Origin of the sequence: Paracoccus sp. (in: a-proteobacteria), assembly GCF_030538495.1 — a bacterium.
Taxonomy (GTDB): Bacteria; Pseudomonadota; Alphaproteobacteria; order Rhodobacterales; family Rhodobacteraceae; genus Paracoccus.
In genome coordinates, this window is record NZ_JAUNTW010000001.1 from 274,746 (window position 1) to 298,797 (window position 24,052).

At 62.5% G+C, this 24,052-nt stretch carries 24 protein-coding genes; 16 read left to right on the forward strand and 8 right to left on the reverse strand.

Annotated features, from left to right (window positions below; genetic code table 11):
* Positions 1 to 107: 107 nt before the first annotated feature.
* Both Q4G20_RS01375 and Q4G20_RS01380 read right to left on the reverse strand, forming a co-directional pair.
* Positions 108 to 851: an alpha/beta fold hydrolase gene (locus Q4G20_RS01375; RefSeq protein WP_303341346.1), complete on the reverse strand. Its 744-nt coding sequence runs from the start codon at positions 849 to 851 to the stop codon at positions 108 to 110.
* Positions 848 to 2,137: an MFS transporter gene (locus Q4G20_RS01380; RefSeq protein ID WP_303341348.1), complete on the reverse strand. Its 1,290-nt coding sequence runs from the start codon at positions 2,135 to 2,137 to the stop codon at positions 848 to 850. The genes Q4G20_RS01375 and Q4G20_RS01380 overlap by 4 nt, the downstream gene beginning before the upstream one ends.
* Positions 2,138 to 2,254: 117 nt before the next feature.
* Here Q4G20_RS01380 and thrS point away from each other — a divergent pair, with 117 nt between their 5' ends.
* The 4 genes from thrS to Q4G20_RS01400 all read left to right on the forward strand — a co-directional run bounded on the left by thrS (position 2,255) and on the right by Q4G20_RS01400 (position 6,774).
* Positions 2,255 to 4,201 carry a threonine--tRNA ligase gene (thrS, locus tag Q4G20_RS01385; protein ID WP_303341350.1) on the forward strand — a complete coding sequence of 649 codons (1,947 nt, stop codon included), beginning with the start codon at positions 2,255 to 2,257 and terminating at the stop codon, positions 4,199 to 4,201.
* A gap of 202 nt (positions 4,202 to 4,403) precedes the next feature.
* Positions 4,404 to 4,610, forward strand: a complete 207-nt coding sequence (locus Q4G20_RS01390; RefSeq protein ID WP_303341352.1) for a cold-shock protein — start codon at positions 4,404 to 4,406, stop codon at positions 4,608 to 4,610.
* 83 nt (positions 4,611 to 4,693) lie between these two features.
* On the forward strand, positions 4,694 to 6,157 hold the full coding sequence (locus Q4G20_RS01395; protein WP_303341354.1) for a class I adenylate-forming enzyme family protein: 1,464 nt from the start codon (positions 4,694 to 4,696) through the stop codon (positions 6,155 to 6,157).
* Positions 6,154 to 6,774, forward strand: coding sequence for a DsbA family oxidoreductase (locus Q4G20_RS01400; RefSeq protein ID WP_303341356.1), 621 nt, complete (start codon positions 6,154 to 6,156; stop codon positions 6,772 to 6,774). Before Q4G20_RS01395 ends, Q4G20_RS01400 begins: the two co-directional genes overlap by 4 nt.
* Here Q4G20_RS01400 and Q4G20_RS01405 read toward each other — a convergent pair.
* Entirely contained in the window at positions 6,755 to 7,018 is a 264-nt protein-coding gene (locus tag Q4G20_RS01405; RefSeq protein WP_303341359.1) for a hypothetical protein, read from the reverse strand. The two genes, Q4G20_RS01400 and Q4G20_RS01405, sit on opposite strands and share 20 nt — an antisense overlap.
* Before the next feature lie 127 nt (positions 7,019 to 7,145).
* On the opposite strand from Q4G20_RS01405, the gene Q4G20_RS01410 reads away from it, so the two are divergent.
* The 5 genes from Q4G20_RS01410 to Q4G20_RS01430 all read left to right on the forward strand — a co-directional run bounded on the left by Q4G20_RS01410 (position 7,146) and on the right by Q4G20_RS01430 (position 12,371).
* Entirely contained in the window at positions 7,146 to 8,351 is a 1,206-nt protein-coding gene (locus Q4G20_RS01410; protein ID WP_303341361.1) for a multidrug effflux MFS transporter, read from the forward strand.
* Between the two features lie 130 nt (positions 8,352 to 8,481).
* Positions 8,482 to 9,102 (forward strand): 30S ribosomal protein S4, encoded by a 621-nt coding sequence (gene rpsD / locus Q4G20_RS01415; RefSeq protein WP_303341363.1) that lies wholly within the window; start codon positions 8,482 to 8,484, stop codon positions 9,100 to 9,102.
* A 107-nt stretch (positions 9,103 to 9,209) separates the two neighbouring features.
* Complete coding sequence (locus Q4G20_RS01420; RefSeq protein WP_303341365.1) at positions 9,210 to 10,247, forward strand: endonuclease/exonuclease/phosphatase family protein; 1,038 nt, start codon at positions 9,210 to 9,212, stop codon at positions 10,245 to 10,247.
* A gap of 127 nt (positions 10,248 to 10,374) precedes the next feature.
* Positions 10,375 to 11,454 carry a histidinol-phosphate transaminase gene (hisC, locus tag Q4G20_RS01425; RefSeq protein WP_303341368.1) on the forward strand — a complete coding sequence of 360 codons (1,080 nt, stop codon included), beginning with the start codon at positions 10,375 to 10,377 and terminating at the stop codon, positions 11,452 to 11,454.
* Entirely contained in the window at positions 11,451 to 12,371 is a 921-nt protein-coding gene (locus tag Q4G20_RS01430; protein ID WP_303341369.1) for a prephenate/arogenate dehydrogenase family protein, read from the forward strand. The genes hisC and Q4G20_RS01430 overlap by 4 nt, the downstream gene beginning before the upstream one ends.
* Here the strand turns inward: Q4G20_RS01430 and Q4G20_RS01435 are convergent.
* Positions 12,368 to 13,339: a DUF2125 domain-containing protein gene (locus Q4G20_RS01435; protein WP_303341370.1), complete on the reverse strand. Its 972-nt coding sequence runs from the start codon at positions 13,337 to 13,339 to the stop codon at positions 12,368 to 12,370. The two genes, Q4G20_RS01430 and Q4G20_RS01435, sit on opposite strands and share 4 nt — an antisense overlap.
* Positions 13,340 to 13,419: 80 nt before the next feature.
* On the opposite strand from Q4G20_RS01435, the gene Q4G20_RS01440 reads away from it, so the two are divergent.
* The 3 genes from Q4G20_RS01440 to Q4G20_RS01450 all read left to right on the forward strand — a co-directional run bounded on the left by Q4G20_RS01440 (position 13,420) and on the right by Q4G20_RS01450 (position 17,034).
* Positions 13,420 to 13,956 (forward strand): gamma-glutamylcyclotransferase, encoded by a 537-nt coding sequence (locus tag Q4G20_RS01440; protein ID WP_303341372.1) that lies wholly within the window; start codon positions 13,420 to 13,422, stop codon positions 13,954 to 13,956.
* Between the two features lie 89 nt (positions 13,957 to 14,045).
* Entirely contained in the window at positions 14,046 to 15,389 is a 1,344-nt protein-coding gene (locus Q4G20_RS01445; protein ID WP_303341374.1) for a biopolymer transporter ExbB, read from the forward strand.
* Between the two features lies 1 nt (position 15,390).
* Positions 15,391 to 17,034, forward strand: coding sequence for a peptidoglycan -binding protein (locus Q4G20_RS01450; protein ID WP_303341376.1), 1,644 nt, complete (start codon positions 15,391 to 15,393; stop codon positions 17,032 to 17,034).
* Here the strand turns inward: Q4G20_RS01450 and Q4G20_RS01455 are convergent, their stop codons facing one another.
* Both Q4G20_RS01455 and Q4G20_RS01460 read right to left on the reverse strand, forming a co-directional pair.
* Positions 17,035 to 18,099 (reverse strand): YihY/virulence factor BrkB family protein, encoded by a 1,065-nt coding sequence (locus Q4G20_RS01455; protein WP_303341378.1) that lies wholly within the window; start codon positions 18,097 to 18,099, stop codon positions 17,035 to 17,037.
* Positions 18,100 to 18,118: 19 nt separating this feature from the next.
* On the reverse strand, positions 18,119 to 18,781 hold the full coding sequence (locus Q4G20_RS01460; RefSeq protein WP_303341380.1) for a hypothetical protein: 663 nt from the start codon (positions 18,779 to 18,781) through the stop codon (positions 18,119 to 18,121).
* Between the two features lie 140 nt (positions 18,782 to 18,921).
* Between Q4G20_RS01460 and purB the strand changes: the two genes are divergently transcribed.
* The 4 genes from purB to gap all read left to right on the forward strand — a co-directional run bounded on the left by purB (position 18,922) and on the right by gap (position 22,612).
* Entirely contained in the window at positions 18,922 to 20,235 is a 1,314-nt protein-coding gene (purB, locus tag Q4G20_RS01465; protein ID WP_303341382.1) for an adenylosuccinate lyase, read from the forward strand.
* 80 nt (positions 20,236 to 20,315) lie between these two features.
* Complete coding sequence (locus tag Q4G20_RS01470) at positions 20,316 to 21,320, forward strand: FliG C-terminal domain-containing protein (protein WP_303341440.1); 1,005 nt, start codon at positions 20,316 to 20,318, stop codon at positions 21,318 to 21,320.
* Between the two features lie 27 nt (positions 21,321 to 21,347).
* Positions 21,348 to 21,491 (forward strand): hypothetical protein, encoded by a 144-nt coding sequence (locus Q4G20_RS01475; protein WP_303341384.1) that lies wholly within the window; start codon positions 21,348 to 21,350, stop codon positions 21,489 to 21,491.
* Between the two features lie 119 nt (positions 21,492 to 21,610).
* Positions 21,611 to 22,612, forward strand: coding sequence for a type I glyceraldehyde-3-phosphate dehydrogenase (gap, locus tag Q4G20_RS01480; protein ID WP_303341386.1), 1,002 nt, complete (start codon positions 21,611 to 21,613; stop codon positions 22,610 to 22,612).
* A 31-nt stretch (positions 22,613 to 22,643) separates the two neighbouring features.
* On the opposite strand, the gene Q4G20_RS01485 is transcribed toward gap, so the two are convergent.
* Both Q4G20_RS01485 and Q4G20_RS01490 read right to left on the reverse strand, forming a co-directional pair.
* Positions 22,644 to 23,024, reverse strand: a complete 381-nt coding sequence (locus Q4G20_RS01485) for a hypothetical protein (protein WP_303341387.1) — start codon at positions 23,022 to 23,024, stop codon at positions 22,644 to 22,646.
* A gap of 79 nt (positions 23,025 to 23,103) precedes the next feature.
* Entirely contained in the window at positions 23,104 to 23,973 is an 870-nt protein-coding gene (locus Q4G20_RS01490) for an NAD(P)-dependent oxidoreductase (protein ID WP_303341389.1), read from the reverse strand.
* Positions 23,974 to 24,052: the final 79 nt, after the last annotated feature.

Sequence of the window (24,052 nt, forward strand, 5' to 3'; positions counted from 1 at the left end):
CGGCCCCCCCCCCCCCCCCCCCCCACCCAACCCCCCACATAAACCCCACCCCCCCCCGGCGGGGGGGGGGGGGGGCGGCCCCCCGCCGCTATCCCCACGCGATCCGCTCACCGGCTCAACACCTCTTCGACCGCCGCCACAATCAACGCCAAACAATCCGGCGTCGAAAACCGATGATCCGCCCCCTTCACCAAGGTTAACCGCAGATCATCGCCGGTTGCGTGATCCAACAGGTCCAGGCCGCGCGAAACCGGCACCTGCGCATCCGCCGTCCCCAGCAGAAAGCGGGTCGGAAAGGGCAGGTTCAGCGGCTGGTTCAGCACCTGATGATCGCGCCCGTCCTCGATCAGTTTGCGGGTGATGACATAGGGACCATCACCGTATTCGCTGGGCAATTCGATCCGGCCGTCGCGCATGATCGCGTCGCGCTGCGCATCGGTAAAGCCTGCCCAAAACCCTTGTTCGGTAAAATCCGGCGCTGCGGCGATTGTGACCAGACCGGCGACCCGTTCGGGCATGGCGCGCGCGGTCAGCAGGCTGATCCAGCCACCCATCGACGACCCGACCAGCACCTGCGGCCCCGTGGTCAAGGTGGTGATCGCCTGCGCGGCGTCGGTTGCCCAGTCACCGACGCAGCCATCTTCGAACGCGCCGCTGCTGGCGCCGTGGCCGCTGTAATCAAACCGCAAAAAGGCGCGGCCCGTGCGTTCGGCCCATTGTTGCAGAAACACCGCCTTGTTTCCGGTCATGTCGGATTTGAATCCGCCCAGAAACACCACGCCCGGCCCCTGCCCCGGCGTTTGGTGATAAGCGATGCGGCGGCCCTGCGGCGTGTCCAGAAATTGCGTCATGTGTTCACCTCTTTCAATCCATGGGCGACGGCTGCGCCCGCAAAACCTGCGGCAGCAAAGGCCGTGACGGGCCAGAATGGACCCAATGCCGCCAACCCGGCGGATGCCGCGCCCGCCAGCAACAGCACCACCCCGACCACCAGATTCGACACCGCGGTATAGGCCGCGCGCTGATCCGGCGGCGCCATATCCACCAGATAGGTCGTGCGCCCCTGCCGCACCCCGTGATAGGCGATCATCAACCCGAACAAAACCACCGCAATCGCGCCGGTGCGGGTGGCCAGCCCCATGCCCGCCAGCACCAAGGCCAGAGTCAGCGCCAGCCCCGCGGCGATCCCCGCCCCCATCAGCACCAATCGCGACGAATGATCCGCCAGCCGCCCCCAGACCCATGACGACATGAGCGATGCAAGCGCCGAGGCCAGCACCAACAGCCCCAGCTGCCGGTCGCCCCCGTCCATGGCGGCCAGCATCAACAGAAATGGCGGCGCAAGGGCCGATCCGACCAACAGCGACCGCGCCACGATAAACCGCGTCAGTTGCGGGTCCGAACGCAGCAGCCCCAGCAAATGCAGAGCCTCACGCGCGGACATGACCTGTTCGCGGGGTTGGGGGGATTCCGCCAGCCGGGTGAACAGCGCGCCCGCCGCAATCCAGACCACCCCGGCCAGAACAATCGCGCCGATCACCAGAACCGCCCGATCCAGCGGTCCCCATAGCAGGATCAGCGCAAACAGGATCACCCCCGCCGCGCCGATGCTGCTGGCCAGACCGGACGCCGTGCCGCGCCGCGATTGCCCGATGGTTTTGCCCAACACGTCTTTATAGGACGCCGAACAGGCCGACCGCGCCAAGGCCAGAACCGTTAACGCCGCGACGATGGCCCAGCCCGCCGCCGCGCCCTGCATGGTTAACGCAACAGCGGCAATGGCTAACGCGGCCAAGCCCTGAACCATGGTGCCAATCGCCCACACCCATTTGCGCCGGGGCAGCGCGCCAATCGCGCCGGCGGTGAACAGCTGCGGCAACAGGGAACCGGCCTCGCGCACGGGGACCAGCAGGGCGATGAAAAACGACCCCGCGCCCAGATGCACCAACAGCCATGACAGCACCAGTTTCGCGTCCACCAGCCCATCCGCCAGCTTGGACCCGGCCAAGGCTGCGATGTGGCGCAGGAAATTCGCGGGTTCCGCGCGGCGGGCGGCGTTATCTAACCCTCCGTCATAATCGGCGTCGTTCACCAGCCTGCGGAACAGGCGGTGCGTCAGGTCATTGGGTTGCGTCATGCGGCCTCATTTCCAATGCCGCCATCTTGACAGTTTTCGCGCGGGCGTCCATGCCTGCGGCCAACATAACCCGCAACCGGGCGTTCCGTGGGCGCCAAACCGACGAGGAGGACCGTTATGTCCCAAATCACCCTTTCCTTTCCCGATGGCAATGCGCGCGACTATCCCGCCGGAGTGACCGCCGCAGAGGTCGCTGAAAGCATCGCGCCCAGTCTGGCGAAACGTGCGATCTCGGCCAGCCTGGACGGCGCGCATATTGATCTGGCCTGGCCGATCCACTCCAGCGGCGCGATCAGCATTCACACGATGAAGGATGACGCGCAGGCATTGGAACTGATCCGTCACGACATGGCGCATATCATGGCGCGCGCGGTTCAGGACATCTGGCCGGATGTAAAGGTGACGATCGGGCCGGTGCGGGATCAGGGGTGGTTTTACGACTTTGACCGGGCGGAACCCTTTACCCCCGATGATCTGGGTCAGATCGAATCGCGGATGCGCGACATCATCAACGCCCGCGACCCCATCCGAACCGAGGTGTGGGACCGCGACCGCGCCATTGCCCATTACACCGCCGTGAATGAGCCGTTCAAACTGGAACTGATCGACCGCATCCCCGACGGCGAAGATGTGCGGATGTATTGGCATGGCGATTGGCAGGATCTGTGCCGCGGCCCGCATTTGCAATCGACGGGGCAACTGCCCGCCGATGCGTTCAAGCTGACCCATATTGCCGGGGCCTATTGGTTGGGCGATGCCAGCCGCCCGATGTTGCAACGCATCTACGGCGTCGCGTTCAAAAACCGCGACGATCTGAAGGCGCATATGACGATGCTGGAAGAGGCCGCGAAACGCGACCACCGCAAACTGGGCCGCGAAATGAACCTGTTCCACATGCAGGAAGAGGCGCCGGGTCAGATCTTTTGGCACCCGAATGGCTGGAACATTTACACCACCTTGCAGGATTACATGCGCCGCCAGCAACGCGCCGGCGGCTATGTCGAGGTGAACACCCCGCAGGTCGTGAACCGCAAGCTGTGGGAGGCATCGGGCCATTGGGACAATTATCAGGAACATATGTTCATCGTCGAAGTGGACGAAGAACATGCGAAAACCAAGACGACCAATGCGCTGAAGCCGATGAACTGCCCGTGCCATGTGCAGATCTTTAACCACGGGCTGAAATCCTATCGCGATTTGCCGCTGCGGATGGCGGAATTTGGGTCGTGCAACCGTTACGAACCGTCCGGCGCGCTGCATGGGATTATGCGCGTGCGCGGCTTTACCCAAGATGACGCGCATATTTTCTGCACCGAAGATCAGATTGAATCGGAAACCAAGCGGTTCATTCAGCTGCTGTCGTCGATCTATGCCGATCTGGGCTTTACCCAGTGGCGCGTTAAGCTGTCCACCCGCCCTGAAAAGCGGATCGGGACCGAAGAAAGCTGGGACCACGCCGAAGCCGCCTTGGCAAACGCCGTGACCGCCGCCGGACACAGCTATGAGATTTTCGAAGGCGAAGGCGCGTTTTACGGGCCAAAGCTGGAATTCGTTCTGACCGACGCCATCGGGCGCGACTGGCAATGCGGCACCTTGCAGGTGGACCCGAACCTGCCCGAACGGCTGGATGCGGAATATGTCGGCGCGGATGGCCACAAACACCGCCCCATCATGCTGCATCGCGCGGTTTTGGGATCGTTTGAACGGTTTATCGGCATCCTGATCGAAAGCCATGCGGGCAAATTGCCGTTCTGGCTGGCTCCGCGTCAGGTGGTGGTTGCGTCCATTGTGTCCGATGCCGATGATTATGTGGCCGAGGTCGTTCAGGCCCTGCGCGATGCGGGCATCCGCGCGGAATCGGACATCCGCAACGAAAAGATCAACTATAAGGTGCGCGAACATTCGGTCGCCAAAGTGCCGGTCATTCTGGCCATCGGCATGAAAGAGGTCGAAGACCGCACCGTGTCCATCCGCCGTCTGGATCAGCAGGGCAGCCGGACCGTGACACTGGATGATGTGATCGCATCGCTGCGTGACGAATCCACCCCGCCGGACCTGCGCTGAATTGTAACGAAGACGCGACAATCTGGCCCCAAGGTCAAGCTGGGGCCGATTGTGCTTGCCTTTCTGAACGATTCGGTATCCTGTCGTAATCGTGAGCGAATGCCTTTCTACCGCCTCCCTCTCACGGGCAGCCGGACGACCGAAAGCGGGCTGCACGGCCTGACGCAATCCTGCGTCGGGAAATTATGAAGGAGAGACGGTTATGGCGACCGGAACGGTTAAATGGTTCAACGCCACCAAAGGCTATGGCTTTATTGCCCCCGATGACGGTGGGAAGGACATCTTTGTCCATATCTCGGCTGTTGAACGCGCAGGTCTGACCGGCCTGCAAGACAACCAAAAGGTTGAATATGAATTGCAGTCGGGCCGCGACGGTCGCGCCTCGGCCAGCGATCTGAAACTGATCTAAGCATCAGATGGAAACGGCCCCCAGCGGGCCGTTTTTTATTTCGCCGCTGTTCCCGGCGCGGCGTGCGGGTTATGACATCGGGCATGAACCTGACCGAATATGTCTTGCGCGCGGGGCAGATGACCCCGGATAAACTGGCCTTGTCGGTGATTGGCCCGACGCGGGCGGAACGCTGGTCCTATGCGCGGTTAACGCAGGCGGTGCGCGGCACGGCAACCGGGTTGCTGGATGCGGGACTGCGCCCCGGCGACCGGCTGTTGATGCGGCTGGGCAACCGGCCATCCTTTCCGATCACCTATCTGGGCGCGATTGCGGCGGGGATTATCCCGGTGCCAACATCCGCGATGCTGACCGCCCCCGAGGTCACAAAACTGGCCGCCGATCTGTCCCCGGCGGCGGTGATTGCGGGCGACGGCATCGCCCTGCCCGACCATCCCGCGCCAGTGATTGCCGAATCCGCGCTGACGGGTTTTGCCGATTTGCCGCCCGCCGATTACGCGCGGGGGGATGCGAACCGGCTGGCTTATATCGTTTACACATCCGGCAGTTCGGGCCAGCCGCGCGCGGTCATGCACGCCCATCGGGCGATTTTGGCGCGGCGGATGATGTTTGACGGCTGGTATGGGCTGCGCGCGGATGATCGGCTGTTACATGCGGGGGCGTTCAACTGGACGTTCACACTCGGCACCGGGTTGATGGATCCGTGGACGATGGGCGCAACCGCGCTGATCCCGGCGGATGGCACCGACCCGGCGCAGATCCCGTTATTGGCCGCGCGGCATGGCGCCACCATTCTGGCGGGCGCGCCGGGTGTGTTTCGCCGGATGCTGCGCGGCGATTGGGGGCGCATCGCGTCGCTGCGGCACGGGCTGGCGGCGGGCGAGCGGCTGGACCCCGCCCTGCGCCGCGCCTGGACCCACCGCACCGGCACCGACCTGCACGAAGCCATGGGCGCGTCTGAAATCTCGACCTTTTTGTCGGGCAGCCCGTCGCGGCCTGCGCCGGATGGCACCGCGGGCTATCCGCAACCGGGGCGGCAGGTCGCGATTTTGGGCGATGACGGCCCGCAGCGCGCAGGCGAGCCCGGCCTGCTGGCGATCCGCCGCGATGATCCGGGGCTGATGCTGGGCTATCTGGGGCAAGCCTCTGATACGGCGGACCGTTTTCGCGGCGATTGGTTCATCACCGGCGATCAGGCCGTGGCCGCGCCAGACGGGGCCATCACCCTGCTGGGGCGCAGCGATGACATCATGAACGCGGGCGGTTTCCGCACCGCCCCGCCGGAAATCGAGGACGTGTTAACCGCCCATCCCGGCGCGGGCGATCTGGCTGTGGCGGAACTGCCCGTCGGCCCCGGCACCAGCATCATCGCCGCGTTCTGGACCGGCCCGGCCAGTGCCGACGACCTGCGCGCCATGGCCGAAGCCGGGCTGGCGCGGTATAAACAGCCGCGCGATTACATCCGCGTGGACGCTCTGCCCCGCACGCCTACGGGCAAAATCAACCGCCGCGCGCTGCGCGACACCTATCGTAAGGACAGGCCATGACCCGGCTGGATATTTTCGCTGACCCCGTTTGCCCGTGGTGCCTGATCGCCAAGGTGGAACTGGACCGCGCTTTGGAAAGCCGTCCCGACCATCCGTTTGACATCACATGGCACCCGTTCCGCCTGAACCCGCAGCAACCGGCGGGCGTGGATCGCATCGCGCATCTGCATGCGAAACTGGGCGGCGACGCGGAAACCGCGCTGCGTTTGGTGGCGGAACGGGCGGCGGCTTTGGGCCTGACGCTGAACCCGGCGACGACCGAGCCCAACACGCTGGACGCGCACCGCCTGATGCATTGGGCCGGGGTCGAGGGCGCGCAAACCCGCGTCATGTCCGGCCTGTTGCGCGCGCATTGGCAACAGGCGCAGGACATTTCCGACGCGGGTGTTCTGGCGCAGATCGCGGCGGGCGCGGGTATGGATGCGCAGATGGTGGCGCGCCTGCTGGCCACCGATGCCGACCGCGAACAGGTCACGTCGCGCGAAGCCCATGCCCGACAGCGCGGCATTTCGTCGGTCCCGACCTTTATAGTCGCCGACAGCCACGCCGTCACCGGTGCCCAGCCCGCCGCGCTGTGGCAAAGCGTGATTGACGAAATCAGCCCGCGAAACGGGTAACATCTTCTAACGGATAGGATTTTACCGCGATCAGCGGCTGATCCCCGTCAAGGGAAAACACGAACACATTCAGGTCTTCGTTATGCAGGGTGGCGCGACAGAACCGGTCATCCCCCGCCAAATCCGCCGGGCAATCGGTCAGATCCGCGTGGTCAATCGCATGTTCAAACACATCATAGGTCAACACCCCCTGCGCCATGGCAGCGGTTCCCATCAGGCTGGCCGCGATCACATATTTCAGCATGGTTTTTCCTTTCATAACGGATGCGGCTATTCCTGACTATTTTAATAAACAATGCAAGCGGAAAATATCTTGCCTCTTTTGCGAACCGTGCCTATCGCAGCCAAGCACATCTTTAAGGCGAATCCTCATGCCCGACACCGCCCCGCAACGCCGCCTGCCTTTGCCGGAATTCATCGCGATGCTGGCGCTGCTATCGGCCACGATTGCGTTTTCCATCGACGCAATGCTGCCCGCCCTGCCCGAGATCGCGCAGGCGCTGACACCCGAAAACATCAACCGCGCGCAGTTGATCCTGACGGCCTTTGTCGCGGGGATGGGGTTTGGCACGCTGTTTGCGGGGCCAATATCAGACGCGATCGGGCGCAAACCGGCGATTTCGATTGGCTTTGGCATCTACATCATCGGGGCCTTGGCGGCGGTGTTTGCCAATTCGCTGGACCTGCTGCTGATCGCGCGATTCGTGCAGGGGATCGGCGCGGCGGGGCCTCGGATCGTGTCCATGGCCCTGATCCGAGATCTGTATCAGGGGCGCGAAATGGCCCGCATCACCAGCCTGACCATGATGATTTTCATTCTGGTGCCGGCGATTGCCCCGGCCTTGGGCGCGGGGATTATCTGGGCGGTCGGCTGGCACGGGGTCTTTGCCGCGTTCATCGTCTTTGGCCTGATCGGCGCGCTGTGGGTGAATATCCGTCAGGCCGAAACACTGCCGCCCATGGCGCGCCGTCCGCTGCGCCTGCGCCCTCTGATCGCCGCGGGGGCCGAGGTGGTCCGCGACCGTCAGGTCATGCTGGCGACCGTGGTTGTCACATTGGGGTTCGGGCAGATGTTTGCGCTGCTGTCATCGGCGCAACAATTATTCGGCGAAGCCTATGGCAAAGGCGCGGAATTTCCGTTCTGGTTCGCGATGATGGCGTTGCTGTCGGGGGCGGGAACCATCCTGAATGCGGGCTTTGTGGTGCGGTTCGGGATGCGGCGGATCGCGACATGGGCCTATGTCATGCAGACCTGCGTGTCGGGGGTGATGCTGGCGCTGCTGATGACCGACGCGCTGCCCGATGCGCTGCGTTTCCCGGCCTTTTTCATCTGGGCGACCAGCGTGTTTTTCATGGCGGGCGTGACCTTTGGCAATCTGAACGCGCTTGCCCTGCAACGAATGGGGCATATCGCGGGGACCGCCGCATCGGTGATTTCGTCCATTTCCACGCTGGCGGCGGTGCTGATTGCGGCGCCTGTGGGGTTGCTTTATGACGGCACTGCCCTGCCGGTGGTCACGGCCACGCTGATCTGTTCGGCAACCGCATGGGCGTTGATGGGGCGGCTGCGTGATTAGCGGTTGACATTGCGGGGGCGGCGTCTATAAGCGCACACTTCATTGGTGTTGGTGGACCCCGCAAGGGGAAACCTGTCAGGCATCTGCCAGAGGACAACGCCCTTCGAAACCATTTAGAAGGAGATCAGCCGTGACCAAACGCACGTCTGCCAAATATAAAATTGACCGCCGCATGGGCGAAAACATCTGGGGCCGCGCCAAATCCCCGGTGAACCGCCGCGAATACGGCCCCGGCCAGCACGGTCAGCGCCGCAAGGCGAAACTGTCGGACTTTGGCACCCAGCTGCGCGCCAAGCAAAAGCTGAAGGGTTACTATGGTGACCTGACCGAAAAACAATTCCGCCGCATCTATGCCGAAGCCGAGCGTCTGCGCGGCGACACCGGCGAAATGCTGGTCGGCCTGTTGGAGCGTCGCCTGGACGCCGTGGTGTATCGCGCGAAATTCGTCCCGACCATCTTTGCCGCACGCCAGTTCGTGAACCACGGCCATGTCGAAGTGAACGGCAAGCGCGTCAACATCCCGTCCTATCGCGTCAAAGAAGGCGACGTGATTTCGGTTCGTGAACGGTCGCGTCAGCTGGTCATCGTGATGGAAGCCGTCGCCCTGACCGAGCGTGACGTGCCGGATTATCTGGACGTGGACCACAGCAAAATGACCGCGACTTTTGTTCGCACTCCGGCACTGGGCGACATCCCCTATGCCGTGCAGATGGAACCGAATCTGGTCGTCGAATTTTACGCAAAGAACTAATCTTTGCCATTTTGATGCACAAAAGGTCGCCTTTGGGCGGCCTTTTTTCATGCCAATGTCGCACAGGGATGGTTTAGTGGGCAAACTATCTGAACCAGACGGACATCATGGCCCCGCGCGACATCTCATTCTGTTCATTCAACCTGTTGAATCTGCAACTGCCGGGGCGCCCGGTCTATACCAATGCGACCGGCTGGACGCCCGATGTGTATGACCGCAAAATCACCTTTACCGCGCGGATGCTGACCCGGCTGGACGCGGATGTGTTCGGGTTTCAGGAATTATGGGCGCCCGAGGCCCTGCAACAGGCCATGGATCTGGCCGCGATGAATGACAGCCACATCCTGTTAACCCCGCCGGGTCATCGCGGCGATCGGATTGTCTGCGCGGCCATGGTCCGGCGTGATATGCTGGTGGGGGAACCGGAATGGATCACATCGTTCCCGCCGGAAATGGTGCTGAAATCCGGCGGCGATGATCCGCAACAGGCGCAGATCAGCGTGAACCTGTCCAGTTTTTCGCGCCCCGTGCTGCGCCTGCGCGTGCGCCCCGCCCCCGCCGCGCCCGAAATCACCGTATTCGTGTGCCATTTCAAATCCCGCCGCCCGGCGGAAATCTGGCGCGAACGCGATTGGTATGATGCGGGCATCCACGCCAATCACCGCACCGCTTTGGGCTATGCCCTGTCCACCATCCGCCGCACCGCCGAGGCCGCGGCCCTGCGCGTTCTGATCACCAACATCACCAAAGGCACCGAAACCCCGGTCGTGTTGATCGGTGACATGAATGACGGCAAGGATTCCAATACGTTAAACATCCTGACCGAACAGCCGCGCTATCTTAGCACGCTGGCCATGGGCGGCGGCGATAACGCCTTATACACCGCGCAGGTGTTGCAGGAATATCGGTCAACGCGGGATGTGTATTACACCCATATCTGGCAGGATCAGCGCGAAAGTCTGGATCATATTCTGGTCAGCGAACAGTTTTACGATAACTCGCGCCGCCGGATTTGGCGGTTCGACGATATGATCGTGATGAATGATTACCTGAACTGGGACGACCACAAAATCAGCGGCACCACCGATCACGGCATCATTCTGGCGCGGTTCAAATGGCGTCCCGCTCAGCCCGGGATCGTGTAGGATTGCGTCCCGCGACGGCCGGGGGCCAGCCCCCGGACCCCCGGAGTATTTCAGCACAGAAGAAACGACAGGGCTTTTCTTAGGTCGGGTGCGGGTCTAAACCCAATGCGGACAAAGGACAGGCCCTATGCAGATCACACCCCAGCCCGGAATTATGGATATTGCGCTCTATGTCAGCGGCGAGAGCGCTCTGGCGGGGCGTGATGATGTGTTAAAGCTGTCCTCGAACGAAAACCCGTTGGGGTGCAGCCCGCGCGCGGCAGAGGCGTTTCAGGCGGCCGCAGGGGCGTTGCATCGCTATCCGTCCACGGATCACGCCGAATTGCGGCGCGCGATTGGTGAGGTCTGTGGGCTGGACCCCGACCGCATCATCTGTGGCGTCGGTTCGGATGAGGTGTTGCAGTTCATCGTGCAGTCATTCGCCGGTGTCGGGGATGAGGTGATCACCACCGAACACGGTTTTTCCATGTATCCGATTTTGGCGCGGATGGTGGGCGCGGTTCCCGTGACCGTCCCCGAAGCGGAACGCCGCATCGACATTGACGCGATTCTGGCCGCTGTGACCGACCGCACCCGGATCGTATTTCTGGCCAACCCCGCCAATCCGACCGGCACCATGCTGGGCGTTGATGAATTGGCGCGGCTGATTGCGGGCCTGCCGGAAACGGTGATTTTGGTGCATGACGGCGCCTATACCGAATTCACGCCGGGGGATGGGGGCGCGGGGCTGGTGAATCAGCACCCGAATGTCATCATGACGCGGACCTTTTCGAAAATCCACGGTTTGGGGGGCTTGCGCATCGGTTGGGGCTATGCCCAGCGGGACATCATCGACGTGCTGAACCGCATCCGGCAACCCTTTAACCTGTCGAATGCGCAGATGGCTGCGGCCGAGGCGGCGATCCGCGACACCAACTTCACCGCGCATTGCGCCGCTGTAAATGCGGAACAACGCGACCGTTTGCGGCAGTCGCTGATCCGGCAAGGCATTGAATGCGATGAAAGTTTCGCCAATTTCGTGCTGGCGCGCTTTGCCAGCCCCGCGCAGGCTCAGGCCGCGGATGAGGCATTGCGCGCGGACGGGATTCTGGTGCGGCGCGTCGGCGGTTATGGATTGCCGAACGCGCTGCGCATCACCGTGGGCGACGCCGCAGGCACAACCCGCGTCATCGACTGCCTGACCCGGTTCATGGACGCGCAGGAATGAGCGTGATTTACAACCGGGTCGCGCTGATTGGTCTGGGGCTGATCGCGGGGTCGATGGCCCATGCGATGCGCGACAACGGGCTGGCGGGTGAGGTGACGGGATTCGCCCGCAGCCCCGCGACCCGCGACACGGCACGCCAGATTGATCTGTGCCGGGTTTATGACAGCGCGGCCGAGGCTGTGGCGGGTGCCGATCTGGTGGTGCTGGCCGTGCCGGTCGGGGCCATGGGCGATGTGATGGCCGAGATCGCGCCGCATCTGGCCCCGGGCGCGACCGTGACCGATGTCGGTTCGGTGAAACAGGATGTCATCGCCGCCGTGGCACCGCATATCCCGGCGGGGGTGCATTTCATCCCCGGTCACCCGCTGGCGGGAACGGAACATTCCGGCCCCCGCGCCGGGTTTGCCAGTCTGTTTCAAAACCGTTGGTGGCTGTTAACCCCGCCGCCCGATACCGACCCCGACGCGCTGAACCGGTTAGAGCATCTGATCCGCGCCATGGGGGCCAAAACCGACCGGATGGACGCCGCGCATCATGATCTGGTGTTGGCCGTGACTAGCCATGCACCGCATTTGATCGCCTATACCATGGTCGGCGTGGCGGACCATTTGCGCCGAGTCACCGACGAAGAGGTGATCCAGTATTCCGCCGCCGGTTTTCGCGATTTTACCCGGATTGCGGCCAGTGACCCGACCATGTGGCGCGATGTGTTTTTGCATAATCGCGAAGCGACGTTGGACATCCTCGGCCGCTTTACCGAAGAATTATTCATGTTGCAGCGCGCCATTCGCATGGGCGACGGGCAGCAATTGCATGATTATTTCACCCGCACACGGGCGATCCGGCGCGGGATTATTGATGCGGGTCAGGACACCTCGGCCCCGGATTTCGGGCGCGTGGCGACCAAACACGATTAATCAGGAAAGCGGGGCGCGGGACCGATGGGGACGTTGCCCAACAGCACCTGCCCATTCCGCATCGTGATGACCAGCCGCGTTTCATCCCCCTGCGGTTCCGGCAGAACGGCCCCCATATCGGGCGCATCCGAAAATCGCGTGACGGCGACACGCGCCAGAAGGCGCGCCTGATCGGGCAACACGCCAATCTGCGCCAGATAATCAATCAACGCCGCGCTGTCGCTGGAATAGGCGGCGATTTGACCCTGCGCCATGTTGTCGGGCTGGCGTTCGACCCGGCCCAAAATCCGCGCGGTCATGTCGCCCAAGCTTACCGTCACCCCATCCGTCTGCACCCCGTGCAAGATCGGCGCGTCGTTATCGCCCGGATGGATGGCGCGATCCAGCCACAGGCGCAGCGTCCCATCGGCACTGATCGGTTCGATCTGACCCAAGGGCTGCACCTGTCCCACCTGAACCGTCGCAAGATAGGCCGCTCCGGCCAGACGCGGCGCGTCGTGACGCAGGCTGGTCAGGTCCAGCGTCGCATCCAGCGATGCCAAAAACGGCGCGTCATTCACCGTCACCGGCCCCGAATGAACAGCCAGATGCGACAGCGCCATTCGGTTCAACGGCGACAGGGACAACGCCCCATGCGCGTCGCGCAAACGCAGGTTCAACACCTCGGATCCCGTATAAACCCACGCATTATCAGACAGTTGCAGCCGCGCCGTCAGCGGCGATGCGGGCGACAGCCACAGTTCCGCCCAATCCGCACCGATGCCCTGCCCGCGATCGACCATAGCCGCATCGGTGACACGCACCCCCAGCCGCGCCGGGTTGCGCAGCGGTTGCGCATCGCTCAGCGACAATCCGGCATGGTCCGCCGCCAGATCACGTAAAGCCCCCGCCGCGCGCGATTCTGCCCACAGCCACGCCCCCGCCAGCAGCAGGAACAGGACAATCAGAATTGCAACGCCTTTACGCACATGGCCCCCAGAATGTCGGCAGGTCTGTTCCTTGCCTTACCAATCCAGTAACCTGTTCGGCATCAAAAAGGCAGTAAATAATGACTAAAACTTTATGGGTTTTCGGCTACGGGTCGTTGATCTGGGATCCGGGCTTTGCGCCGGCGGAAACGGCGCGGGCGCATCTGACGGGATTTGCGCGCAGTTTTTGCCTGCGCTCGGTCGAACATCGCGGCACGCGCGATTGCCCCGGTCTGGTGCTGGGTCTGGACGAATCACCCGGCGCGACATGCAGCGGTCTGGCGATGCGGATTGCCGAATCGGACTATGACGAAGTGCTGGCCTATCTGCGCGCGCGCGAATTGGTGACCGATGCCTATGCCGAAGCTGTCCTGCCCCTGACATTAGAGGATGGCCGCAATGTCAATGGCTTAGCCTATGTCATGCGCCGCGATCATTGGCAGTATGCGGGCGGATTGCCGTTGCACGAACAGGCGCAGATTATCGCCCGCGCGCAAGGCGGGCGCGGCCCCAATGCCGATTATTTGCTGAACACGGCGCAGCATCTGACCGATATTGGCCTGCCCGATCCGGTGATGGATGATCTGGCCGCGCAGGTGAGGGCGATTCTGCGTTAACGCGACATTTACCACAACTGACGGAAATAATGGAAAAAGGGCGCGCACTGCCCTAAGGTTCAGGCGAATCGGACAACTGGGGCAGTTCCGTGAGCGATCAGACCACGGGCCAAGGGCCTGACGACCAAACCGTATCCCGCTTGCGCAAACGCGTGGCGGCATCGCCCGATGGCTCGGTCGCGGGGGCGGCGCAGCCACGGTTTTCGCAGCCCATCCGTCAGATCATCCTGATGCTGACGGTCTTGGTGCTGGTCACGGTGGGCGGATGGTTTACCTATGGTCGTATCCTGCCGATCTTTATGTCAAACCAATGGCTTAACGGGTTAATCCTATCCGTTTTCGCAATTGGCGTTCTGGCCTGTTTCTGGCAGGTGGGGCAATTGATCCGGTCGGTCAGCTGGATCGAACGCTTTGCCGCGCGGCGCAGGCGAACGGTCGAACGCGGTCAGCATACGCAGGATTTGGGCGATCAGGCGCCGCGATTGCTGGCGCCTTTGGCGGCGCTGTTGGGGACGCGCGGCCCGGCGGGCGGGGTGATCTCAACCGGGGCGGCGCAGTCGATCCTTGATTCCGTTTCCACCCGGATCGAGGAATTGCGCGACATCACCCGATACCTTGCCAATCTGCTGATTTTCCTTGGTCTTTTAGGGACGTTTTACGGTTTGGCGACCACTGTTCCCGCCGTTGTCGAAACCATCCGCGCCCTTGCTCCGACGGATGGCGAAACCGGGATGCAGGTGTTTGAACGGCTGATGTCGGGGCTGGAATCGCAACTGGGCGGCATGGCGGTTGCGTTTTCATCATCGCTGCTGGGGCTGGCCGGATCGCTGGTGGTTGGCCTGCTGGAACTGTTCGTCACCCACGGGCAAAACCGTTTCTATCGCGAACTGGAAGAATGGATGTCCGGCTTTACCCGCGTCAGTCTGGCGTCAGGTGATGGCGACGGCGTGGATCAGGCGGCACTGGCCGGGTTTTTGGAACAGATGGCCGCGCAGATGGACCGTTTGCAGGATTATCACACCGCCCGCGACGCCGCGCGCGAAGAACAGGCGTTTATGGCCGATGAACGCGTCGTCGTGATGGCGCAGGCGATTGAGGCTTTGGTCCATCACAGCCAGACCGAAAACCCCGCCGATGCGCAGCGCGCCAGCAACCTGACCGACGCGCTGAACCGGCTGGCCGATGGGCAGGACCGCATCTTAGGCGCGCTGCGCAACGCGCCCGCCCCTGCCGCTTTGGACCTGTCCGGGGTCGAGGCGGGCCTGCGCGTGATTGCATCGGATCTGAACGAAGGCCGCGACGAAATGCTGTCGGAATTGCGGTCGGATATTCTGATCCTGACCCGCGCGGTGCGTGCGGCGCGCTTTGGCGACCGCTTTCCCGACCACATCCTGCCCCGCGACGCGCATTTGCCCAATCCGGGGGATCGCTGACATGGCGCTGCGCCGCCAGCCCAGCCAGCGTTTTTCCGCCACCATCTGGCCCGGTTTTGTCGATGCGATGACCGCGCTGTTGCTGGTTCTGATGTTCGTTTTGACCATCTTTATGGTGGTGCAATTCACGTTGCGCGAACAAATCGACACGCAGGGCGTGACCATCAGTGATCAGGGCCTGACGATTTCACAACAAGAACAACGGCTTGACGGAATGGCGCGGCAAGTGCAGGCGCTGAGTGATGCGTTAGGCATGGCGCAGGCCCGCGAAGACAGCCTGACCGAAGATGTCGCCAGCCAGACCGCCCGCGCCCAACAGGCCGAATCGGATGCGCGCGACCGTGCGGCGCAGATTGCGCGGCTGTCGGCACAGCTTGGCACCAGCCAACAGCAACTGGACGACGCCCGCAGCCGCCTGACCGATTTCGAGGCCGAGGTTGCGACCCTCATCGCCGCCCGCGCGCAGGATCAGGCGGCGTTAACCGATATTCAGGCGCAATTGGGTGCGGAAACCGAACGCGCCAGTGCCGCCGAACTGGCCATTGCCGCCGCACGCAGCGAAATTGACGCGAAGGAACAGGCTGCGCGTTTGGATGCGGCGCGGCGCGATGCGTTGCAGGCTTTGGTCGATGATCTGCGTCAGCAATCCGCGACCGCGCAGGCCGAATTGTCCGAATCCAATGCCGCCCGTCTGGCCGAGGCTGAGGCCGCGCGCCTGCTGCGTGACCGGCTGGAAACGGCGGATACCGAATTAACCGCGATGACGCTGGCACTGGAAGAACAGCGAAAACGGGCCGAAGATACGTTAACCCTGCTGGCCGCAGCCGAATCCGCGCGCGACCGCCTGACCGCCGATCAACAGGCGCAACTGACCGAATCCGAACGTCAGGCCGCGTTGCTGGCCGCGGCGCAGGCAGAGCTGGCGCAAACCAGCGCCATGGGGGCCGAAGATCAGCGCCGCGTTGCGTTGCTGAACGAACAGGTCGCGCAGTTGACGGCGCAAATCGGGTCGTTGCAGGCCTTGCTGGCGGTCGCGGGCGACGATCAGCGCGCCGCCGAAATGCAGGTGCAGGATCTGGGCCGCCAACTGAACGCCGCCCTGCTGCGCACGGCCGAAGAAACCCGCCAACGGCTTGCCTTGGAAGAACAGGCCCGCCAAGCCGCCGAGGCCGAGGCTCAGGATCTGGCCCGCTATCGTTCCGAATTTTTCGGGCGTCTGTCGCAAATCCTGTCGGGCCGCGACGGGGTGCAGGTCGTTGGCGACCGCTTCGTGTTCCAGTCCGAGGTGCTGTTTGCCCCCGGCGATGCCACCCTGTCCCCCGCCGGTCGCACGCAAATCGCGCAGGTGGCGCAATTGCTGTCGGATATTTCCGCCGATATTCCGCCCGAAATCGACTGGATCATTCGCGTGGACGGGCATACCGACAACCTGCCTCTGTCCGGTCAGGGGCGGTATCGCGACAATTGGGAACTGAGCCAGGCGCGCGCCTTGGCCGTGGTGCGGCTGCTGACGGAAAATCTGGGTTTTCCGTCTAATCGCTTGTCTGCGAATGGTTTTGCGGACACTCATCCGATTGCCAACGAAGAAACGCCCGCAGGGCGGGCGCTTAATCGTCGGATCGAATTAAAGCTGACGGAACGGTAATCAGGCCGGCGTCTTCATCGGGCCTTCGCCCGGATCCGGCACGGGGATGCCGGCTTTGTCTTTGATATGACGTTCCAATTCGGAATTAATTTCGGCCCCCACCAGAATAATGGTCGAATTCAGCCACAGCCACGTCATCAGCGCAACCACAGCCCCCAGCGAGCCATAGGTTTCGTTGTAATTGCCGAAATTCGCCGCATACCACGAAAACAGCCCCGAGGTGATAACCAACGCAATCCCCGCAAAAATCGCGCCCGGCGAAATCCACCGCCAGCGGCTGTCCGGTGCCGCCGGACCCCAGCGATACAACGCGGCCAAGGCCAGCAACAGCACCCCGAACATGATCGGCCACCGAATCAGCGTCACCGCCCATTCAACACCCACCCCCATCGGGACCATGCGCACCACAGCAGGAACCACCGCGATCACGCCCAGCATGGAAATCACCATGACCAGACCGCCCAGCATAAAGGCCGACGCGACCACATTCAGGCGAATGAATCCGCGCGTCTCTTTCTGATAGAGGGCGACATTCAGCGCCGACAACAACGCCTTGACCCCGCCGGTCGCCGAATAAAACGCAATCCCCAATGCCATCAGACCCGCAATGGACAGCGCGCTGCCCGGCGCGGATGCGATTTTCAGCACCTGGTCGCGGATGATGTCCAGCGACCCTTCGGGCATCAGGGGTTCCAGCATTTTCATATGCGATTCAATGGTCAACGGATCCGCCAGCAAACCATAGAGCGACACAAACGCCGTAATCGCCGGAAACAGCGACAGCAGCGCAAAGAACGTCACCCCCGCCGAAACCGAGGTCACGCGATCTTCACCAATGGCGCGCACCACGCCTTTGCCGACCGTGATCACATCGCGAAACCCCATGCGCCCGACCGCCTGTTTGGTGGTGGGCGGTTCGGGCAAATCGGCGTCGCGGTCCTCGTCCAGTTGCGCCTGCTTTTCAGCGGCCTTGGCCCCGTCCGGGTCATCAAGGCCAAAGCGTTTTTTGGTATCGTCGTCCAGTTCGTCAAAGAGCGCGTCATAGACGCTGGTCTTGTGGGTCATCAGTCAATCTTTTCCGTCGTTACAGGCGATGCATGCGGTCGTCATCGTCGCGGTGACCGTGATCACGCGGGACGCGAGCGATGCTGCGCAGCTCATCCGCGGCGGCGGCAAATTCGCTGACAATGCCATTCGCCTGCTGCGACACGCTGCGGAATGCGTGGAACGCGCCAGTGATGGCGGTCACCATCCCGGTCAGCCCATTGGTCAGGTCCGTTGCGGTATCGGTCAGATCCTGCGCCATATTTCCCCGGCGCGGGCGCGGCGTGGCCACGCGGCGGCGCATTTCGTCGCGCGCGCGTTCGTCCTGATGCACGGGATTCGGGGCCAGACGCTGAACGCCGTGATGGCCCTGCGCCGCGCGCGCGGAATGGGGGGGGCGCGGGTCGCCATCGACCGCATCCGCGACACGGCGCGCAATCATCAGCGCCCCCATGGTCGCGCCCAGAACACCGGCACCCACACCACCCCACAGCAACAATTTCGTCGTCAGCGCCGGTTCCGGCTTTGCATGGCGCCCGTCGCGCGTCACCGCCCCCGATGGCGGCACCTTGCTGGACGGCATCCGGCGATACGCATAGGGCGCTGCGATCTTATGGTCGGGATGCGCGGGCCGGACACCGAAACGGGTGTTGGTGTCGCGGGCGGCATCGGTGATTTCAGGATGGATCGTGTTGCGGGTCATCAGAACCTCTGAGATTGCAGATTTGTGATCTTAACCCACCGACGGCCCAGAATGTTCCCTGCGCGGTGCGGATCGTTCACGAAAACTTGCCCCCACCGCCGCGTGGGTCTATGCCGCATCAACAGCCACAGGAGTCCGCCATGATCCCCCGTTATGCCCGCCCGGAAATGACCGCCATCTGGTCGCCCGAAACGAAATTCCGCATCTGGTATGAGATCGAGGCCCATGCCTGCGACGCTCAGGCTGATCTGGGGGTGATCCCGCGCGAAAACGCCGCGGCCGTGTGGCGCGCCAAGGATGTTGAGTTTGACGTGGCCCGCATTGATGAAATCGAGGCCGTGACGAAACACGACGTCATCGCTTTTCTGACGCATCTGGCCGAACATATCGGGTCCGAAGATGCCCGTTTCGTGCATCAGGGCATGACCAGTTCCGATGTTCTGGACACCACGCTGAACGTGCAGCTGGTGCGCGCCGCCGATATTTTGCTGGCCGATATGGACCGCGTGCTGGAGGCGCTGAAACGCCGCGCCTATGAACACAAAGACACCGTGCGCATCGGGCGCAGCCACGGGATTCACGCCGAACCCACCACGATGGGCCTGACCTTTGCCCGGTTTTACGCCGAAATGGTGCGGGGCCGCGCGCGTTTGCAGGCCGCACGGGCCGAGGTGGCGACCGGCGCGATTTCCGGTGCCGTCGGGACGTTTGCCAATATCGACCCTGCGGTCGAAGAACATGTCTGCGCCCAGATGGGCCTGCGCCCCGAACCCATTTCCACGCAGGTGATTCCGCGCGACCGTCACGCGATGTTCTTTGCCACGCTGGGGGTGATTGCCTCGTCGATCGAAAACATCGCCATCGAAATTCGCCACATGCAGCGGACCGAAGTCCTTGAGGCCGAAGAATATTTCAGCCCCGGCCAAAAAGGGTCGTCGGCCATGCCGCATAAACGCAACCCGGTTCTGACCGAAAACCTGACCGGTCTGGCGCGTCTGGTGCGCATGGCCGTGGTGCCGGCCATGGAAAACGTCGCGCTGTGGCATGAACGCGATATTTCCCATTCATCCGTTGAACGCGGCATTGCGCCCGACGCCACGATCACGCTGGATTTCGCGCTGAACCGTCTGGCTGGCGTCGTGGATAAGCTGGTCGTTTACCCCGAAAACATGCTGAAAAATATGAACAAGTTTAAGGGTCTGGTGATGTCTCAGCGGGTGTTGCTGGCCCTGACGCAGGCGGGGGTGTCGCGCGAAGACGCCTATCGTCTGGTGCAACGCAACGCGATGAAGGTCTGGGAACAAGGCGCTGATTTCAAAACGGAATTGCTGGCCGATCCCGAGGTGACCGCCGCTCTGTCGCCCGCTGACATCGACGAAAAATTCGACCTAGGCTATCATACGAAACACGTCGATACGATTTTCCGCCGTGTATTTGATGAAAATGCGATCTAATTTTCGCTTTTCGTTCACCCGATATTAGGAATGTTGCGCCTATAAGGGATCAACTTTGATCTTTGGGGCGCAACATGAATATGCAAGCGGGTCTTAACCAACGTCAAAAGGCAGCCGTTATTGTGCGGCTGCTGCTGGATGATGACGACATGGTCAGTCTGGGACGGCTGAACGATGACAGCCAGACGGCCTTGGCCGAAGAAATGGCGGGCATGGACCTGATCGACCGCCACACCCGTGACGCGATCATCAGCGAATTTTGTGACAATCTCGAATCGGTTGGCCTGACCTTTCCCGGCGATCTGGATGGGACGCTGGCCATGCTGGGCGGGCGGCTGTCGGATGACAGCAACGACCGCCTGCGCCGCAATGCCGTCATCGCGGGGCGCGGCGATCCGTGGCAACAGATCGCGGCCCTGTCGCCGGATGTGCTGCGCAAATTGTCGGTCTCCGAATCGGTTGAGGTGGTGGCATTGATGCTCACCAAACTGCCGGTGGAAAAGGCGTCGCAGGTCTTTACCGAACTGGACCGCGAACGCGCCCGGCGTGTCGCTCAGGCCATGTCGCTGACCGGCGGCGTCACCCCGCAGGCGCTGCGCCGGGTCGGTCTGGTCCTGCTGCAATCGGCCGAGGCGCTGCCCCGCCCCGCCATCGACACCCCCGCCGCCGACCGCATGGGCGCGATCCTGAACTTTGCCAGTGCTGATCTGCGCGACGATGTGCTGGGCGCGCTTGAGGATGGCGATACGGTGTTCGCGGACGGGGTGCGCAAGGCGATCTTTATCTTTGCCCATATCCCCGCGCGCGTCGAACCGCGCGACCTGCCCCGCATCCTGCGCGAAGTCGATCAGCCCACACTGGTGCGCGCCCTGGCCGCGCCCGACCCCGACGACGCCGCAACGGCGGAATTCATTCTGTCGAACCTGTCGCAGCGCATGGCCGACAATCTGCGCGAAGAAATCGCCGATCTGGGCAAACCCCGCACCCAAGACATCGAAGACGCCAAGAATGACATCATCGCCGCCATCCGCCGCCTGCAAGAGGCGGGCGATCTGACATTGAAATTGCCCGCCGATCAGGAATAATCCGCCACAAAATGAACGGACGGGCCAATGACCAATTCAATCGCGATTGCGCTGCTGCTGATCATCTTGGGCGTTTTTGCGGCCGATTTTCTGTGGTTTCAGGGCGGTTTGCCGCTGTTTGCGGCCCGGCAGATGGACCGTTTGATCGAATATGTCAGTTTTTGGCGCTGATGTTGCACGCAAACGCCGCATGTTGGCGCAACCATTGGATTTCAGGCCCGCGACGGTTTGCATCGCCGGAAACGCCGCGCTACACACCGGCAAACATCACCTGCACAGGAGAGTGAGACATGGCAGTCAAGGTCGCCATTAACGGATTTGGTCGCATCGGTCGCAACGTCCTGCGCGCCATCATCGAATCGGGCCGCACCGATATTGAGGTTGTGGCCATCAACGATCTGGGGCCGGTGGAAACCAATGCCCATCTGCTGCGCTATGACAGCGTGCATGGCCGCTTTCCGGCGACCGTGACCGTCAGCGGCGACACCATCGACGTGGGCCGCGGCCCGATCAAGGTGACCGCGATCCGCAACCCGGCGGAACTGCCTTGGGGTGACGTGGACGTCATCATGGAATGCACCGGCATCTTTACCAGTAAGGAAAAATGCCAGCCGCATCTGGAAACCGGCGCGAAACGCGTGCTGATTTCGGCGCCCGGCGACAATGCCGACAAAACCATCGTGTTCGGCGTGAATGACGACACGCTGACCGCCGATGACATCGTTGTGTCGAACGCGTCCTGCACCACCAACTGTCTGTCGCCGGTGGCCAAGGTGCTGAACGACAGCATCGGCATCACCCGCGGTTTCATGACCACGATCCACAGCTATACCGGCGACCAGCCGACGCTGGACACCATGCACAAGGATCTGTATCGCGCCCGCGCCGCTGCGCTGTCGATGATCCCGACCTCGACCGGGGCTGCCAAGGCGGTTGGTCTGGTTCTGCCGGAACTCAAAGGCAAGCTGGATGGCGTGTCGATCCGCGTCCCGACCCCGAATGTGTCGGTCGTCGATCTGGTGTTCGAAGCCAGCCGCGACACCACCGTGGACGAAGTGAACGCCGCGATCAAAGCCGCCGCCGACGGCCCACTGAAGGGTATTCTGGGCTACACCAACGAAGCCTTGGTGTCGTGCGATTTCAACCATGACCCGCATTCGTCCGTGTTCCACATGGACCAAACCAAGGTGATGGAGGGCAAACTGGTCCGCATCCTGACCTGGTATGACAATGAATGGGGTTTCTCGAACCGCATGTCGGATACCGCCGTTGCCATGGGCAAACTGATCTGATCACGGAAAGCGGGGCCATGCGCCCCGCTTTTCACGACCGGCCATAGGCCGATGTCATTTCAAACAGCAATTCCCCGTTGTCATCCACCAGCCGCGTGCGCAGCATGGTTAACGACCCGTCGCGGGTGATCCATTCGCATTTTCCTGTAATACGCCCAATTGCCGGAACAGACGTGCGGCAGGCGTTCAGGATCTGGGCCGCAGGGAAATCGTCGCTGTCGCCCGGCACTCCGGCATCGCCCAGAACCAGACATGTTGCCAGAATATCGGCGAACCACATCAACGCGCCCGTCTGCGCCTTTCCGTCCGGGCTGGCGGATGCGGCGGTTACGGTCATTTCGCCCACAGCCTCCAGATCGCCCACGCCGGTGATGTGACATTCCAACTGGCCGGTTAACATTCGGTCGGACATTTTCACCTCTGGGTTTGGGCCGCGTCTGCGGCATTGTGGATTAACGCCCAAACCCCGGCAGATGGTCCGGAAACAATTGTTAATCCGCGTTCAGCCGCGCGATCAGCGACGATGTATCCCAACGACCGCCGCCCATGGCCTGCACCTCTTTGTAGAACTGATCGACCAAGGCCGTAACGGGCAGAAACGCCCCAATTTCATCGCTTGCCGCCAGACAGATCGCCAGATCCTTGCGCATCCAATCCACGGCAAAACCATGATTAAATTCGCCTGCTGCCATGGTTTTGTGGCGGTTAACCATCTGCCAACTGCCCGCCGCGCCTTGGGAAATCACCTCGACCACGGCGGCCGGGTCCAGCCCGGCTTTCTGCGCGAAGGCCAGCGATTCGGACAGCGCCTGAACCAGACCGGCAATGGCGATTTGATTACACATTTTTGTCATCTGCCCCGCGCCGACATCGCCCATCCGGCGGCAAATCTTGGCATAGGCATCGATCACCGGCGCCGCGCGGTCGTAATCGGCAGCATCGCCGCCGCACATCACAGACAACTGGCCGTTTTCCGCCCCCGCCTGCCCGCCCGACACAGGCGCATCGACAAACCCCAACCCCGCCTGTCGCGCCACGCCCGCCAATTCGCGCGTCACCTGCGCCGAAACCGTAGTGTGATCGACAAAGACCGCGCCCGCCGACATGCCCGCAAAGGCCCCATCCGGCCCGGTGCAGACCTGCCGCAAATCATCGTCATTGCCGACGCAGGCCATGACGAAATCCGCCCCCGTCGCGGCATCGCGCGGGGTCGGGGCAAAATGGCCGCGATGCAGGCCCGCCCAGCCTTCAGCGCGCGCCGGGCTGCGGTTATAGACCGTCACCTGATGCCCCGCCGACGCCAGATGCCCCGCCATCGGAAAGCCCATGACCCCTAACCCCAAAAACGCGACCTTCGCCATAATTCACCCCTGTGCTTTGGCCGCGTTGAAAAGCGCGCGCGGCTGTCCTATGCAGCACACCACCACCCCGCAGCGCCGG

Coding starts and splice junctions, on each gene's coding strand:
- Q4G20_RS01430 (WP_303341369.1), top strand. CDS start 11,451: ATGAGCGTGATTTACAACCGGGTCGCGCTGATTGGTCTGGGGCTGATC.
- Q4G20_RS01410 (WP_303341361.1), top strand. CDS start 7,146: ATGCCCGACACCGCCCCGCAACGCCGCCTGCCTTTGCCGGAATTCATC.
- Q4G20_RS01380 (WP_303341348.1), bottom strand. CDS start 2,137: ATGACGCAACCCAATGACCTGACGCACCGCCTGTTCCGCAGGCTGGTG.
- Q4G20_RS01390 (WP_303341352.1), top strand. CDS start 4,404: ATGGCGACCGGAACGGTTAAATGGTTCAACGCCACCAAAGGCTATGGC.
- hisC (WP_303341368.1), top strand. CDS start 10,375: ATGCAGATCACACCCCAGCCCGGAATTATGGATATTGCGCTCTATGTC.
- Q4G20_RS01470 (WP_303341440.1), top strand. CDS start 20,316: ATGCAAGCGGGTCTTAACCAACGTCAAAAGGCAGCCGTTATTGTGCGG.
- purB (WP_303341382.1), top strand. CDS start 18,922: ATGATCCCCCGTTATGCCCGCCCGGAAATGACCGCCATCTGGTCGCCC.
- Q4G20_RS01455 (WP_303341378.1), bottom strand. CDS start 18,099: ATGACCCACAAGACCAGCGTCTATGACGCGCTCTTTGACGAACTGGAC.
- Q4G20_RS01420 (WP_303341365.1), top strand. CDS start 9,210: ATGGCCCCGCGCGACATCTCATTCTGTTCATTCAACCTGTTGAATCTG.
- gap (WP_303341386.1), top strand. CDS start 21,611: ATGGCAGTCAAGGTCGCCATTAACGGATTTGGTCGCATCGGTCGCAAC.
- Q4G20_RS01395 (WP_303341354.1), top strand. CDS start 4,694: ATGAACCTGACCGAATATGTCTTGCGCGCGGGGCAGATGACCCCGGAT.
- Q4G20_RS01375 (WP_303341346.1), bottom strand. CDS start 851: ATGACGCAATTTCTGGACACGCCGCAGGGCCGCCGCATCGCTTATCAC.
- Q4G20_RS01400 (WP_303341356.1), top strand. CDS start 6,154: ATGACCCGGCTGGATATTTTCGCTGACCCCGTTTGCCCGTGGTGCCTG.
- Q4G20_RS01485 (WP_303341387.1), bottom strand. CDS start 23,024: ATGTCCGACCGAATGTTAACCGGCCAGTTGGAATGTCACATCACCGGC.
- thrS (WP_303341350.1), top strand. CDS start 2,255: ATGTCCCAAATCACCCTTTCCTTTCCCGATGGCAATGCGCGCGACTAT.
- Q4G20_RS01460 (WP_303341380.1), bottom strand. CDS start 18,781: ATGACCCGCAACACGATCCATCCTGAAATCACCGATGCCGCCCGCGAC.
- Q4G20_RS01490 (WP_303341389.1), bottom strand. CDS start 23,973: ATGGCGAAGGTCGCGTTTTTGGGGTTAGGGGTCATGGGCTTTCCGATG.
- Q4G20_RS01405 (WP_303341359.1), bottom strand. CDS start 7,018: ATGCTGAAATATGTGATCGCGGCCAGCCTGATGGGAACCGCTGCCATG.
- Q4G20_RS01440 (WP_303341372.1), top strand. CDS start 13,420: ATGACTAAAACTTTATGGGTTTTCGGCTACGGGTCGTTGATCTGGGAT.
- Q4G20_RS01475 (WP_303341384.1), top strand. CDS start 21,348: ATGACCAATTCAATCGCGATTGCGCTGCTGCTGATCATCTTGGGCGTT.
- Q4G20_RS01450 (WP_303341376.1), top strand. CDS start 15,391: ATGGCGCTGCGCCGCCAGCCCAGCCAGCGTTTTTCCGCCACCATCTGG.